The sequence below is a fragment of the Dehalobacter restrictus DSM 9455 genome, assembly GCF_000512895.1.
GTDB classification, from domain to species: domain Bacteria; phylum Bacillota; class Desulfitobacteriia; order Desulfitobacteriales; family Syntrophobotulaceae; genus Dehalobacter; species Dehalobacter restrictus.
Window position 1 is genome coordinate 2089025 of the sequence record NZ_CP007033.1, and the last position, 13808, is coordinate 2102832.

The 13808-nt window shown below is 42.5% G+C and carries 15 protein-coding genes and 1 pseudogene; 7 read left to right on the forward strand and 9 right to left on the reverse strand.

What is annotated here, in order from left to right:
* Positions 1-236: 236 nt before the first annotated feature.
* From DEHRE_RS10005 to DEHRE_RS10015, 3 genes are all read right to left on the reverse strand, one after another.
* On the reverse strand, positions 237-1232 hold the full coding sequence (locus DEHRE_RS10005; protein ID WP_025205956.1) for an SPL family radical SAM protein: 996 nt from the start codon (positions 1230-1232) through the stop codon (positions 237-239).
* A gap of 28 nt (positions 1233-1260) precedes the next feature.
* A complete protein-coding gene (locus tag DEHRE_RS10010) occupies positions 1261-1689 on the reverse strand; it encodes a hypothetical protein (RefSeq protein ID WP_025205957.1) in 429 nt (142 codons plus the stop codon).
* Positions 1690-1917: 228 nt separating this feature from the next.
* Positions 1918-2892, reverse strand: coding sequence for a D-alanyl-D-alanine carboxypeptidase family protein (locus DEHRE_RS10015; protein WP_025205958.1), 975 nt, complete (start codon positions 2890-2892; stop codon positions 1918-1920).
* A gap of 115 nt (positions 2893-3007) precedes the next feature.
* Between DEHRE_RS10015 and DEHRE_RS15340 the strand changes: the two are divergent.
* Positions 3008-3259 (forward strand): annotated as a pseudogene (locus DEHRE_RS15340) (VanZ family protein); the annotation flags it as partial.
* A gap of 21 nt (positions 3260-3280) precedes the next feature.
* Here the strand turns inward: DEHRE_RS15340 and vanS are convergent.
* Both vanS and vanR read right to left on the reverse strand, forming a co-directional pair.
* Positions 3281-4447 carry a vancomycin resistance histidine kinase VanS gene (gene vanS, locus DEHRE_RS10025; protein WP_427846242.1) on the reverse strand — a complete coding sequence of 389 codons (1167 nt, stop codon included), beginning with the start codon at positions 4445-4447 and terminating at the stop codon, positions 3281-3283.
* Positions 4425-5132 (reverse strand): VanR-ABDEGLN family response regulator transcription factor, encoded by a 708-nt coding sequence (vanR, locus tag DEHRE_RS10030; RefSeq protein WP_207637302.1) that lies wholly within the window; start codon positions 5130-5132, stop codon positions 4425-4427. Before vanR ends, vanS begins: the two co-directional genes overlap by 23 nt.
* A 394-nt stretch (positions 5133-5526) precedes the next feature.
* Here vanR and DEHRE_RS10035 point away from each other — a divergent pair, with 394 nt between their 5' ends.
* The 5 genes from DEHRE_RS10035 to DEHRE_RS10055 are packed head-to-tail and all read left to right on the forward strand — an operon-like array spanning position 5527 to position 8161.
* On the forward strand, positions 5527-5850 hold the full coding sequence (locus DEHRE_RS10035; RefSeq protein WP_207637310.1) for a PadR family transcriptional regulator: 324 nt from the start codon (positions 5527-5529) through the stop codon (positions 5848-5850).
* 2 nt (positions 5851-5852) lie between these two features.
* On the forward strand, positions 5853-6224 hold the full coding sequence (locus tag DEHRE_RS10040; RefSeq protein WP_025205963.1) for a DUF1048 domain-containing protein: 372 nt from the start codon (positions 5853-5855) through the stop codon (positions 6222-6224).
* Positions 6225-6226: 2 nt separating this feature from the next.
* Positions 6227-6580: a DUF1048 domain-containing protein gene (locus tag DEHRE_RS10045; protein ID WP_025205964.1), complete on the forward strand. Its 354-nt coding sequence runs from the start codon at positions 6227-6229 to the stop codon at positions 6578-6580.
* A complete protein-coding gene (locus DEHRE_RS10050) occupies positions 6577-7341 on the forward strand; it encodes an ABC transporter ATP-binding protein (RefSeq protein ID WP_025205965.1) in 765 nt (254 codons plus the stop codon). The genes DEHRE_RS10045 and DEHRE_RS10050 overlap by 4 nt, the downstream gene beginning before the upstream one ends.
* Positions 7342-7390: 49 nt before the next feature.
* Positions 7391-8161: an ABC transporter permease gene (locus DEHRE_RS10055; RefSeq protein ID WP_025205966.1), complete on the forward strand. Its 771-nt coding sequence runs from the start codon at positions 7391-7393 to the stop codon at positions 8159-8161.
* A gap of 108 nt (positions 8162-8269) precedes the next feature.
* Here DEHRE_RS10055 and DEHRE_RS10060 read toward each other — a convergent pair whose 3' ends face one another.
* From DEHRE_RS10060 to DEHRE_RS10075, 4 genes are all read right to left on the reverse strand, one after another.
* Positions 8270-9304, reverse strand: coding sequence for a helix-turn-helix domain-containing protein (locus DEHRE_RS10060; protein ID WP_025205967.1), 1035 nt, complete (start codon positions 9302-9304; stop codon positions 8270-8272).
* Between the two features lie 322 nt (positions 9305-9626).
* A complete protein-coding gene (locus DEHRE_RS10065) occupies positions 9627-11957 on the reverse strand; it encodes a xanthine dehydrogenase family protein molybdopterin-binding subunit (RefSeq protein ID WP_025205968.1) in 2331 nt (776 codons plus the stop codon).
* 1 nt (position 11958) lies between these two features.
* Entirely contained in the window at positions 11959-12438 is a 480-nt protein-coding gene (locus tag DEHRE_RS10070) for a (2Fe-2S)-binding protein (RefSeq protein ID WP_025205969.1), read from the reverse strand.
* 10 nt (positions 12439-12448) lie between these two features.
* Positions 12449-13324, reverse strand: a complete 876-nt coding sequence (locus DEHRE_RS10075; RefSeq protein WP_025205970.1) for an FAD binding domain-containing protein — start codon at positions 13322-13324, stop codon at positions 12449-12451.
* Positions 13325-13655: 331 nt separating this feature from the next.
* On the opposite strand from DEHRE_RS10075, the gene DEHRE_RS15645 reads away from it, so the two are divergent.
* Entirely contained in the window at positions 13656-13772 is a 117-nt protein-coding gene (locus DEHRE_RS15645) for an RNA polymerase factor sigma-54 (RefSeq protein WP_144284048.1), read from the forward strand.
* Positions 13773-13808: the final 36 nt, after the last annotated feature.

The window sequence follows — 13808 nt, forward strand, 5'->3', positions numbered from 1 at the left end:
AATTTTTCTTTCATACCGATTGTGCTTGCAGTTCTTAGCCTGGAACAATATCCTCATTTTATTCTATTGTCTATACAAGTAAGTATATCATATGCAAATAATATGCGTTATAGTTACAACTAAATCTTTGTTTATATTTTTAAAATTTTCTCGCATACACTGCAGAAATCCTGCAGACCAAAATCAATTGGTTTGTCAGGGGCAAGCGGTAAATCAGTGGTTACTGCGCCCACTAATTAAACAACATAAATAATGGGTATATTACCCAGCTTTTGTGATATTTGCTCTCTTAAGAACTGCTCACTCTGTTTTCGTATATGATCGCGATAGCAATATTTCCCTCGCCCTCTTCCTGTCATAAGCGTTTTATCGTAAAGCTCTATGGCATTAGGAAATGCTTCACTGTTGATTGCGCGATGAACATAGCTGTAAGTCATAAAAATGATCTCAATGAATATTTCTTTCTTTACTTTATCACTAAGTTCATCGGAGAGTTGTTCAATGAGCTCCGAATATTGAGCCATCCAATCATCTACTAATATAACGGGAGCAATTAAAAGCCCAACCTTATATCCTGCATCGCACATTATATTTAATGCTTTAATTCTATTTTTTAGTGATGATGTTCCTATTTCCGCCTTTTGAATAATAAATTGAGGATTTACGCTCATGCGCATAATGGTTCTGCCCCTATGATCTAATTTAAGAAAAGGTTCCACCATAGCAAACTTTGTTGGAAATGTAATAAATCCTTTATCGTTTTGTGCAAAGTTTTTTATTGTCCATTCCAAATTGCCGGTTATCGTATTTTCCAAAACCAAATCGCTGTTGCTTCCGATTTCAAACGTCAAATCGTTTGGTGAGGAATTCGCTTTTTTAAGCAATTTATCCATCATCTGCTCACGGTTAACAAAAAGTCGCAAATATGAGCATTTATTATAATTACACACCAGATAGCAATACAAACACATGGCACTACATCCAGAGGAAGTAAATGGTACCAGAAAATCAGACACCTTATGATTGGGCTCATATTTATGAGTCTTTCGTATGCCAATGATGAGATATCTTTTCATCCTTGCAAATTCTTTATTAGAATTTGAACGAAGCGGCTCAATATTGTTATGATTCCCAATCTCCACCCATGGAACATCCGAAAACTTGTCTTTTAAAAATATGCCTAGTTCATATCCAAGAGCCGCCGGCTCATAATATATTTTATCTGGAAACAAATCACCATCCCCTTGAATTAATAATCAATTATAAGAACTTCTTCAGCTGCTGAATATTATTCTCTTCATATTTCAGCAGCTTTTCCATAAGATCCAAGATATCCCTTTCAGCTCCCGGGTATTTCTTAATGTTTTTTACAGCATCGATTACACCCATATTGCTTCCGATTATTAGCATTTCTGAAATATGAGAAGGCGTTTTGTCGGTCACAGTTTGTATGTTGATCATCAAATAGGTTTTAGTTTTATCAAATGTACTAATGCCTTTTTCATCATAACCGTTTTTGTTTAGCAGTGACTTTGAGGCAGTATGGATTTCTTGGTACTCATTCAACTGAGACTCTAAATGTTTTTTAAATTTCTCATCGTCGACAACTCCAATCAATTGTTTTATTGTATCTACGCCCATTTCAGAATTCTGGTAGATATAGTTTAACAGTTCTGCATTTCCATTCATTGCATATCATCTCCTTTAGATTAACGTTCCCTAGTTTTAGCTCAAGTATTCGAGTTCTCTATATCCCAGCGTACTCTTATTATTTTAAACAATTATGGCTTCCACATGCCTTGAGGTTACAAAAAAGATGCCGACTGAGCCGGTGGGGCCTAGGTGTCAGGATGTATTTCAAAAAAAAGCCTGTGGATGCAGCAGTGTAAAATCTTAATAAATTCTTATGAGAACTTATTATTTTCTTATACTGTTGTATACAGCTAATGCATCGGTAATATTATACTGTTCCGAATGCTGATCTCCTTTTGCACCAGCTGAAATCAGAATATATTCTTGTTTATCCACTTTGGCGAGACTCGCGAGACATAGACCGGCCTCATCGGTATACCCAGTTTTCCCTCCTAAAATTCCCCCACCGATAATGTTTTGATTGTTGAGTTCTTCAAACATGGTATTGTAAAAGGTTATCCCGCCAGGATGCTTATTGGTAGGTTGTGTGGAATGACGGGACGAAGTAAAAATCTCCCGGAAAGTATCATTTTGCAAAGCATAGCATAGAAGAATAGCCAGATCTTTGACTGTTGTGTAGTGGTTTTCATTGTGAAGTCCGATCGCATTTTCAAAATGGGTATTGTCCATACCAAGACCTGCCGCCTTTTGATTCATTATTTTTACAAAATTCTGCTCTGATCCCGCAACCTGATCAGCAAGTCCAATACTACACTCTGCGCCGCTCGGCAGCATTACTCCGTATAAAAGATCGATTGCCCTGACCTGCTCACCCGGTTCGAAACCTGCCATTGATGCATCTGCTTCGTACAGCCCCTGAAACGTAGAATTGGTAAGTTTGATTTCTTCGTTCAGATCAGGTAAATTTTCTATCGTAACAATGGCTGTCATCATTTTAGTCAAAGAAGCAGGATAGATTTTTCTTTCGCTGTTTTTTTGCATCATGATGGTATGATCTTTAAACCGGATCAAAATCGCATTAGGACTGTTCAGCTTGTCGAAAGATATAGAAGCAGAAGAATCGGGGGTTATCTTTAAAGAAGAATATGACGAGGTTTTATCGTCATATTCTTTCTCAAATATTTGGTGGTTTCCTGGAGTAATGATTGATTTGTAAGCCAAAGCGGCAATGACAATTATTAATGGAAATGTTACAAATATACGTATTCCTGACTTTTTCTTTTTTACTTTTCGTGCCATACCCTAAAACAGCTCCTTATTCTGTGCTGATATTATTCAACCACAGAACAAGGAGCTGTTTTGGAATTCCAGCTTATGAATTTCTTAAGATTTTCTTATAACGGTATCTGGAGTTAGAGTAACGGATATTGATGATTTACTGATGAATACGCTTGGAGCGTTAATCGGATGGGTAATTTTTAGGCTGCTGAAAGAACATTTATTAAAATTACAGGACAAGGTTGCTGTCCAAAGTACCAATATCGAAAAAACCCCCTTACTCCTTCGAGAAGAGGCCTGTTTTTCTATGGCTTGCGCATTCGCCGGTATGTTCTTTGTGTATAACCCATTTTTAATTTACCCATTTTTAAGATCTTTATTAAATTAACAAAAAGACAAGCTATCTGACTTATGCAGATAACTTGTCCTTTTCTTGCTTTTGTGGAAGCACGACAGTAAAGACTGTCTTTTCTGTATTACTTTGCACGAAAATATTGCCTCCATGCGCGTTTACGATTTCTTTGGCAATAGCCAATCCAAGCCCGGCGCCGCCTGTATTGGCAGAACGGGATGTGTCCAGCCGAAAAAATTTCTCAAATATCGTTTCCAGTTTTTCTCGTGGGATAGGATTACCTTGATTCGTAAAAGTAATAACAATATTTTTGTCCTGCTGTTTGGCAGAAATGTCAATGACGCTGTTTTCATAGCTATAGGCTAGCGCATTTTTCAGAATGTTATTAAACACCCGGGCCAGTTTGTCTGCATCTCCCCACAGGGTAAGTCCATCGGGCACATTGACGGACACCTGCTTTCCTTTTGGAGTCAACATTGGATAGAATTCATCCGCCATCTGCTGGAGCATGAACTGTAAATTGATTTTTTCTTTATTCAAAACAATCGTTTGAAGATTAAATCTTGTAATCTCAAAAAACTCATCGATAAGCTGCTCTAAACGATAAGCTTTTTCCAAGGTAATACCGACATATTTTGCCTTCTGCTCAGGAGGCATATCAGGAGCTTCATCCAGAAGACTTAAGTATCCTATAACGGAGGTCAGAGGTGTCTTGATATCATGAGCCAAGTAAACTACCAAATCATTTTTGCGCTGCTCGGCCTCAAGCGCGGCTTTCTTTTGTTTTCCCAAGTTGTTTTTCATCTGATTAAGCTTATTTTCCATAAAATCCAATTCCGGTGCCAAGATAATTTCAGCATTATATTCCTCAGCAAGTTTATCCATTCCGGCGCTGATTTCATCAAAATATTTTGTGAACCATGAAACAAAAAATCCAAAAAGGGTAACTAAAAAAATCAGGCTTACAACAAAAAGAATCATATCCATATTGTTGCGAATCACCAACTGATAGATCGTCAATGCGTCCGAATAATTAAAATGAAAAGCATTGACTAAAAATTGAACGATAAGATCTCCGAACTGTCCACGCAGGATTTCGCGCAATAGATAAACAGTCACAGCGGCGGTAACTGTGATCAGACTGATTTGCAAAAATACTTTCCTTTTTAATTTGGAATAATCATTCTTTCTTTTAGCTCCCTTACTCTTCAATTTTATAGCCAACCCCCCATACCGTCTTGACATATTTAGGATGCTCCGCGCTATCTTGCATTTTTTCCCTTAAATGCCGGATATGAACCATTACCGTATTATTGCTGTTGCTGAAATACTTGTCTCCCCATACCTCTTGGAACAATTCCTCCGAACTTACCACCCGTCCACGGTTGGAACAAAGGACCCAAAGAATGGAGAATTCCGTAGGAGTGAGAGAAAGCCTTTTTTCATTCAGGGTACATTCATGGGTGTCCATGTCCAATACCAAGCCGGAAAAGGCAATCAAGCGTTCTTCCTGATTTCGCTCTGAAGAATTATATTTGGTAAATCTCCGGAGCTGCGCCTTGACACGGGCAATAAGCTCCAAGGGACGAAACGGCTTGGTGATATAGTCGTCCGCGCCTAAGGTCAGTCCGGTGATCTTATCGATTTCTTCTTCTTTGGCTGTCAGCATGATAACCGGAAAATTATGCTTTTCCCGGATTTGCTGACAGATAGAAAAACCATCTACATCAGGAAGCATGACATCCAAAATGGCGAGATCCAATCGTTCACTTTCAATGCAGTTAAGGGCATCCTTGCCGTCATAAAATTTTAAGACATTATAATTTTCGTTTTTCAGATAAACTTCTACCAAATCGGCAATAGCCTGTTCATCATCAACTATTAAAATATTTGCGGCCAAAAGCGTCATCTTCTTTCTTTTAAGTATATATCCCCATAATTATTATACCGCAAAGCAATAATCCATTTTATAGCTTCTTACTTATTATAATCTTAAGAATTTCTGAATATCGCAATACTGATAGTCTTTTACTTGTGGTCCAGAATCATCATCAGCGGAACTCCTATTTCCAGAGACAAAGTCCGTTCACTCTTGCCATGATAGGCCTCATCCTAAAAAAGATGTCCTACCCATCTGGTTTCCCCTTAGCTGAAGGTCATCTGCTTGCCGCTTAGCATCCGTTATAGATGAAATTTATTATCAGAGCAAACGCTATTGACAAAGCATCTACTATGTCTTACTATATAGCAGTAGTAAGTAATACTTTATACTGGTCATACCGAATAGCAAGGGGGTGCTTGTGCTGGAAAACCTAACGGAAATGCTCAAAGGCGTGCTTGAGGGCTGCGTCCTTGAAATTATAAGCCGCAAAGAAACCTATGGCTACGAAATCACGCGGCGGCTGAACGCCCTCGGCTTTCCAGATGTTGTGGAGGGAACGGTGTACACTATCCTGATCCGGCTTGAAAAAAGCAAGCTGGTAGAGATCACCAAAAAGCCCTCCGACATGGGGCCGCCGCGAAAGTTTTTCGCGCTCAACGACGCGGGGCGTGAGGAGCTGCGGAGGTTCTGGGAAAAATGGGAATTTGTCGCGTCGAAAATCAACCAATTAAAGGAGGAGCAGTAACAATGCTTGATTCTTTTAAAAAACTGATAATAGGCGACATGGAAGAAAAACGGGCCTATAAACAAATGATGAAAAGGGTTGACGCCCTGCCGAAAGATTATCGGTTTGCATTTCGCAAAATTCAACATTATATGTATAGCGTTGGCCCCTCTGGTGGTGACATGACGATATTTACAGACTTGACGATGTTTACGGACTTAGTGGATTTATTCGAAGCAAGCGCGGCAGAGAGCAGACATATTCTTGATGTCATAGGCAATGACGTCGGCAAATTTTGTGATGAGTTTATGCGCGCGTCGGTTGCCAATACTGAAACACTGCGAGAAAGAATAAACAAAGAGGTCATGGAAAAATTTAACAAGGAGGGGCGATAACGATGCTGGAGCTTATCAAAAAGATGATCGGGGACAAAAAAGAGTATAGGGAGCAAATGGCAAGAGTAGAAGCGCTGCCTGAAGACTATCGGTTCGTATTTAAAAAAATCCAGGGATACATGTGGAATTTCGCGGGAGGAGACGGCTCTGACATGTTGAAAACTCAGTACGAATTGATAGAGTTGTTTGAAGCCAGCGCAGAGGACGGCAGGCACGTTCTCGACGTGACGGGCGAAGATGTTGTCGGGTTCTGTGACGAGCTTTTGCGCGACACGAAAGTGTGGACCGATAACTTCCGCCAAAAATTAAACCGTGACATTATGAACAAATTCGGAAGGGAGAAAGATTCTAAATGAAAGACATCGCAATCCAAGTGAAAGGACTGCAAAAGTCTTACCATAAGCTTCATGTCCTCAAGGACGTGAATTTGGAGGTGGAAAAGGGCAGTATTTTCGCCCTGCTCGGCTCCAACGGCGCGGGCAAGACAACGATTGTCAAAATCCTCACCACGCTGCTCAAACAGGATAGCGGAACTGCCATCGTCAACGGCTTCGACGTTGCGGCAAAGCCCGACTATGTACGGCAATTGATCAGTCTGACCGGGCAGTTTGCCGCCGTGGACGAGATTTTGACCGGGCGGGAAAACCTTATTATGATCGCCAAGCTCCGGCACCTCGACAACCCACGTCAGATTGCAGGTGATTTACTGAACCGCTTCGGTCTGACCGAGGCCGCCGACCGCAGGGTATCCACTTATTCGGGCGGTATGCGCCGCAGGCTCGACATCGCCATGAGCCTGATCGGAAAACCGCAGCTTATTTTTCTCGACGAACCGACCACCGGGCTTGATCCCGAGGCGCGCATTGAGGTTTGGAAGATTGTCAAAGAACTTGCTAACAGCGGCACGACGGTATTCCTGACCACGCAACATCTGGATGAAGCTGAACAGCTTGCCGATCAAATTGCCATTCTGCATGAGGGCAGGATTATCGCGGGCGGCACACTCGCGGAGCTGAAAAAGCTGTTCCCGCCCGCCAAGGTGGAGTATGTGGAAAAACAGCTAACATTGGAGGAGATATTCCTGGCCATCATCGGCAAACGTCCACGGATGGACTAATACCGCGGTGCCATGGATGGCAAAGAGCGGTAAAAAGGAGGAGAAATAAATGGAAACAATCAGGAAACACTTTTTCAGCGATATGAGCGTTATGCTCAGACGTTCCATGCTTCATATTTTCCGCAGCATGGATACCATTATCACGGTCACCGTCACTCCGGTCGCGATGATGCTGCTGTTCGTTTATGTGTTGGGCGGCGCGATTCAAACCGGCACGGATAACTATGTGAATTACCTGCTACCCGGCATCCTGCTGATTGCGATTGCAAGCGGCATCGCCTATACGGCTTACCGTCTGTTTATGGATATGCAAAGAGGCATCTTTGAACGGTTCCACTCCATGCCGATTGCGCGTTCGGCCGCACTGTGGGGGCATGTGTTGACCTCTCTGGTATCCAATGCGATTTCGGTTGTCGTCATCATTCTCGTAGCGCTAATAATGGGTTTCCGCTCGTCGGCAGGCGTATTGTCATGGCTTGCCGTGGCTGGTATACTCGCGCTGTTTACGCTGGCCTTGACCTGGATCGCGGCGATTGCCGGACTGTCCGCAAAATCGGTGGACGGTGCAGGCGCCTTTTCCTACCCGCTAATCTTCCTCCCATTTATCAGTTCGGCGTTTGTGCCCACCGAATCGATGCCGTCAATCGTTCGTGCTTTTGCCGAAAATCAGCCGGTTACTTCGATAGTGGACGCCATCCGCGCGCTCCTGTCGGGGCAACCTGTCGGAAATGATATTTGGGTTGCGCTCGCGTGGTGCTTAAGTGTACTGATCGTCGCATATCTGTTTGCGATGCGCGCGTACAAACGGAAAGCAGCTTAATGTTTGCAGGCATTGAAATGTTAGTGGTCAACAAAAACATCAAGTAAAGGGATGGTCGCGTGTGTAAATACGAGTGGATATTATGCCCGGTGAATTAGTTATATTTAACTAACTGTTTACCAACTCCTGCCAACGCTTGCTTTTTTTCATGTAGCCATATGTTTCCTCATCTCTAAAACAAGTCAGCAAGTTCTCATGTAGTTCTTTACAGAACTCCTCGTTCGTTTCTTTAAATTCCATATGTTGATAAAGAGCCGACTTCGTAAAATCGCATATTTTTTCAAAAGTAGCTATCATTCGCTCCATCGTTTCTATCGTTGCTTCTATATCTTTCTCTGATGTTGCCAAGTCAAGTCCACACGAAGCCTCATGGTATTCTCCCATTTCAAAAATGCTCGCTAACTCTCTTTGTTTCTCAACAAGCATATGGGCTTTTCCCATGTCTTTATCCCGCATTACTAGCATATATATGCTGTGAAATACCATGCTCATCATTTGATAGCCCGAAAATAATAATTCTTCATATGCTTTATATGCCTCGTTCACTCGATTTGTTCTGCTGTAAATAACCGCCTGCTTTCTTTTCCTCTCTGGATTCTGTTTTGAATAGTAAACCAGATATTCCTCTGCTTTCGCGTACTGTTCCTTTCTTGAATAGAATCCAAACAAGGAATCGGCAGCACTGGTTCTAATATTCTCATCTTCACTATCCAATGCACGAACATAGCAATCATTAATGTAACTGTCGTATTTCTCCGAATCCGGAATATCTTTTGTCACGCGCCATGCATCAAAAATTACAGCCATTTGCCAAATCAACTGTTTACAATTAGGATGTTGTTCCATTTTGCCTTTTGCCCACTGAAACGCTTCTTCATAGGTTTCACATTTTATTTTAGCATGAGCTTCATATACAATACTTTTTATTTCTTCTGCTGTAAGTTCTTTCTGAAAGGACAATAGCGTATCCAGGGTAATGTCAAGCAGTCTGGCAATAGGAGCCAATAACATAATATCTGGCTGCGAATTTCCATTTTCCCACTTATTGACTGCTGGTGCCGTCACTCCAAGACGATTTGCCATTTCTTCCTGGGTTATATTTTTTCTTTTTCTGTATTCCCGTATCACTTCACCTATCTGCATAGTAAACGACCTCCTGATTCTGTTTCAATAATCAACGTCTTTTGCTGACATAATCATATCAAGAGGCATCATATCTAACAACTGAATATGTGTTAATTATTCTTAAAAAAAATTAACTACCATTCATATCAGAATATAACTCTTATACAAAAATCTTTATTTTCTGTAAATCTGTATCAGCGACAAATTCCTGTTTGTCTATACGTTTTGTAAAGACAAAGCATAATTGAGGCAAATCGTCTGGAACAGTTTGCGGAAAGCCATCTAATTTGCCGGCAGACCCCTTGAGTGTCAAGGGGTCTGCCGGCAATTTTTTTGCATGCTATTTATTTTTTTGTTGTTCCTGAAGTTCTTTCCAAACGTTTTCAGGCGTTAATGGAAGCTTTCTAAAATGTATCCCTGTCGCCTTTGAAACTGCGTTTACAATAGCCGGAGCTACTGGTGCGGTACTGCCTTCACCACACTCTTTCGCACCAAATGGGCCTTCGGCATCTGGTTCGCCGCAAAGAATCGTTTTTATACGGGGCATATCCAACGCGGTCGGGAAACGGTAATCCCGGAAAGAAGGATTGAGCAATTTACCATCTGCAGAAATCTTGCATTCTTCAAACAAGACATATCCAAGTCCCATTTGTACAGAACCCTCAATCTGACCTTCTACAGCACGTACGTTCAATGGACGTCCACAATCATGTGCAAACACAAAATCCTCAATATCTACGATGCCAGTCTCTTCATCCACTTTGACTTTAGCTCCTCCGGTGCTGAAGCTGTACGCGGGTGCGAAGTTGGTTTTACCCTCCATATAGATTTTCTTATCGCCTTTGTGGGCATACGCACCGACACCAACGACCTCTTTGCCTCCGTTTTCTTCTTGATACGCAAATACGGCTTCACCATAGGACATTCCCTTTGTCGGATCCGCTTCTACAAAAATACGGTGGTCTTTGCAGATAAGCGCTCCTGCGTCAACACCAAGCTTACGCGCAACCGTATCGATCAGTTGGCGTTTGGCGTCAACCGCTGCACGCCGGGTTGCATTTCCAGTAAGGAATGTCACACGGCTACCATAGGTTCCTGAGTCAAATGGGGACAACGTTGTATCTGAAACCACAATTTTAACCTCATTCATATTTAAGCCGAGCTCTTCTGCTGCAATCAGTGTCATTACGGTGTCTGAGCCTTGACCGATGTCATTGGAGCCAGTAAATACAGTAGCATACCCCTGTCTGTTGAGTCTCACGATAACGCAGGCAGAATAATAAGCTGGTGTATTCAGAATTGGGAAACCAGTGCCGGAGACAAATCCGGAGCCACCAAACCCGATTCCTTCGCCCTCAGGCAGATTGTTCTTGTTTTCGTTCCATTTCAAGTAATCTGAAGCCGCATCCAATGTTTCAGTGAAAGCACAGCTTGTAACTTCCAAACCGGCAGGAGAATCATACCCCGGTGTCATTGCATTCATTTTGCGAAGCGCGATTGGGTCAATCTCCAGCGCTTCAGCAACCTCATCCATGTGAACTTCATTGGCAAAATGCACCTGTACTGCGGAATAGCCGCGCTGTGCCCCAGCAACACAGTGATTTGTGTACACACGTTTTGCAAAATAGTCCATATTGGGTATTTTATACGGGCAGGTTGCCCATTGAAGCGAAAGAGCGGTTGCAGGCATTCCGGTACCGCCATAAGCACCGCCATCCAGTATGTGATCACACCGCTTTGCCAAGATGGTTCCATCTTTTTTAAATGCTGTTTTAATGCCAATCTTAATCGCATGTCTGGTACGGCTGGCAAAGAATACCTCCTCGCGGGTCAATACCATCTTGACCGGGCGTCCAGTCTTCTGAGCCAGAACGCAGCAGCAAGCCTCATGCGGGTATTGGTCAAGCTTACCACCGAAGCCGCCGCCGATAAATGGCTTAATAACTCTCACTTGAGTCTCCGGTACCCCCAAAGCATTCGCAATCCAGAAGCGACAAACAGAAGCGGTCTGCGTAGTGGACCAGAGCGTATACTCACCGTTCTCATAGGTGGCAACAGCAGCATGCGGTTCCAGCGCAGCATGCACAGCAATGTGTGTATCGTATTCGTATTTATCGGTATACTCGGCATCCTTAAAAGCTGAATCAACATCACCGCATTTTAGGGACGTTGCCATACCAATATTGTTTTTTACAATTTCATGAACATGGATAGTCGGTGCTTCATCTTTCATCGCTTCTTCTGGTGTAATGACTGCCGGAAGTACTTCATATTCTACTTCAATAAGCTTCGCTGCTGCTTCAGCGGTCTCTTCATCGATCGCTGCTATGGCTGCAACTTCATCACCAATCAAGCGTACTTTTCCTTTTGCAAGGGGATATTTATCTGCTAATTGTATTGCAAACTCCGCATTACCAAGCCTGCCTGCGTTGAAATCATCTCCTGTTATAATGGCCTTGACGCCAGGATATGCTTCAGCCTTGCTTGTGTCGATACTGATGATTTTTGCATGCGCATGGGGACTGCGTAGAAATTTACCATAAAGCATTCCTGTCATGTGAATATCCCCAGTATATTGTGCATGTCCTGTTACCTTAGCCTCTGCATCAACTCTTGAATAATTTGTTCCCACAATAGAGAAGTTTTCATCCTTTTTTTGGTTTGCACTCATCTTATTTCACCCCCCAATCCATTTCTTTAGCAGTTGCCTGAATCGCTTCCACAATCTTTGCATATCCTGTGCAACGGCAAAGATTCCCGGCAATCGCATCCCTGATTTCATCTTCCGTCGGATTCGGATTCGCATCCAGCAAAGCTTTCGCAGACATGATCATACCCGGTGTGCAGTAGCCGCACTGCAAAGCCCACTTATCAATGAACTGACGTTGCAGTGGACTGAGTTGACCATTTTGGGCTATCCCTTCAACGGTTATGACATCCTTCCCCTCCACCTCTCGTGCAATAACCAGACAGGAATTAACCGGCTTGCCGTTCAGCAATACCGTACATGCGCCACATTCGCCTTCCTCACAGCCTTTTTTGGTTCCGGTGAGTCCAATGGTGCCACGAATAAAATCCAGTAAAGTAAGATTGTCCTTTACTAGCGCTTCTACTTTTTCTCCATTTAATGTAAAGTTAATTATATGTTGCATAATCGACCTCCTAACCTCTTTTTTGACTTTCTAATGCTTTTTTAATGGAACGGACTGTAAACACCCTGATCATATCCTTCCTGTATTCCGCAGAAGCACGGACATCGGATATGGGCTTGCAATCTTCTGAAGCTGCTACTCCTGCCTTTGCAATCAACGCGTCTGTGATCTTCTGTCCAATCAGAACCGCTTCTGCTTTGGGAGAACGAATCGGGGTAGCTGCCACCGCGCCCAGTGCAATACGGGCATCGGTACAAATACCATTTTTCACGATTAACACCGCAGCAACACCCACAATCGCCAAATCCATAGCCTTTCGGTATGCGTGCTTTATATAGGCGGCATAGGTATTTTCACCAAGAGCGGGAACCTGTACTTCAGTAACAATTTCACCCTGCTCCAATGCTGTCTTCTTCGGTCCTTTAAAAAATTCGCCGATTGAAAGCACATACTCATGGTCGGCACCAGTTATTTTTAGCTTTGCTCCCATAGCCAGTAAAATAGGCGCAGTATCTGCTGAAGGTGAAGCATTGCACAGGTTGCCAGCGATTGTGCCTTTACAGCGTACTTGAGTGGAAGCCACATAGTGCGCTGCATCTGAAACTGCAGCATATTTTTCTTTCACTAGCGTAGATCTTTCAATCGTTCGCAGGGTCGTCAGCGCACCAATTTTCAGTCCAGTTTCTGGATTATAATCCAGATAGTCAAGCCCTTCAATCTGTTTCAAATCGATAATATACTCCGGGGCGATTACATGATCTTTCATCAGAACGATAATGTCCGTGCCACCTGCCATGACCATGCACCCTTTTCCTAACTCCGAAGCAAGACTGTTTGCTTCTCCCAATGTCTTTGGGGCTAGGTATTCGAATTTAGGCAATACCATTTTCTTCTCTCCTTTGCTTTTATTATTTATAAAGCATTCTACCTAGTAAAATTGCAAAATCTATGCCAAGTACCGTACGAATCAAAGCATGATAAAGGTTTTATACTCTGAACGATCTAAACTCGTTAAAAAAGTTTTTTATTGATCCGCGTAAAATAATGCTGCAGAATTCGAGCAGACAATAAACTAGCCAAATATGGCTTTTTAAAATTGCAGTTTCGCCATAATTGGCAATTTTTTTTTCAGAGTACCTGTTGTCTGCTTAACTATACGATTAATTTTAGCGATTATTGGTAAAAAATAGAAAGCCGATTGATAACCCTTATAACTGATGATAAAATGGAATCGATTATTTATTCAGGGTATTCTCATATCAAGACGGGGCGTAACAAAGTACCGAGAAGAGCTAAACATCGTAACAGCTATGACAGAAAAAATCCTGCTATAAAGGCAGAACTCCTGGCGTAGAGGGAGGATTTTTAGA

Excerpts from the sequence above, each read along its gene's own strand:
- DEHRE_RS10070 (WP_025205969.1), bottom strand. The coding sequence starts at position 12,438 with ATGCAACATATAATTAACTTTACATTAAATGGAGAAAAAGTAGAAGCG.
- DEHRE_RS10060 (WP_025205967.1), bottom strand. The coding sequence starts at position 9,304 with ATGCAGATAGGTGAAGTGATACGGGAATACAGAAAAAGAAAAAATATA.
- DEHRE_RS10075 (WP_025205970.1), bottom strand. The coding sequence starts at position 13,324 with ATGGTATTGCCTAAATTCGAATACCTAGCCCCAAAGACATTGGGAGAA.
- DEHRE_RS10040 (WP_025205963.1), top strand. The coding sequence starts at position 5,853 with ATGCTTGATTCTTTTAAAAAACTGATAATAGGCGACATGGAAGAAAAA.
- DEHRE_RS15645 (WP_144284048.1), top strand. The coding sequence starts at position 13,656 with ATGATAAAATGGAATCGATTATTTATTCAGGGTATTCTCATATCAAGA.
- DEHRE_RS10015 (WP_025205958.1), bottom strand. The coding sequence starts at position 2,892 with ATGGCACGAAAAGTAAAAAAGAAAAAGTCAGGAATACGTATATTTGTA.
- DEHRE_RS10065 (WP_025205968.1), bottom strand. The coding sequence starts at position 11,957 with ATGAGTGCAAACCAAAAAAAGGATGAAAACTTCTCTATTGTGGGAACA.
- DEHRE_RS10045 (WP_025205964.1), top strand. The coding sequence starts at position 6,227 with ATGCTGGAGCTTATCAAAAAGATGATCGGGGACAAAAAAGAGTATAGG.
- DEHRE_RS10055 (WP_025205966.1), top strand. The coding sequence starts at position 7,391 with ATGGAAACAATCAGGAAACACTTTTTCAGCGATATGAGCGTTATGCTC.
- vanR (WP_207637302.1), bottom strand. The coding sequence starts at position 5,132 with ATGACGCTTTTGGCCGCAAATATTTTAATAGTTGATGATGAACAGGCT.
- DEHRE_RS10010 (WP_025205957.1), bottom strand. The coding sequence starts at position 1,689 with ATGAATGGAAATGCAGAACTGTTAAACTATATCTACCAGAATTCTGAA.
- DEHRE_RS10050 (WP_025205965.1), top strand. The coding sequence starts at position 6,577 with ATGAAAGACATCGCAATCCAAGTGAAAGGACTGCAAAAGTCTTACCAT.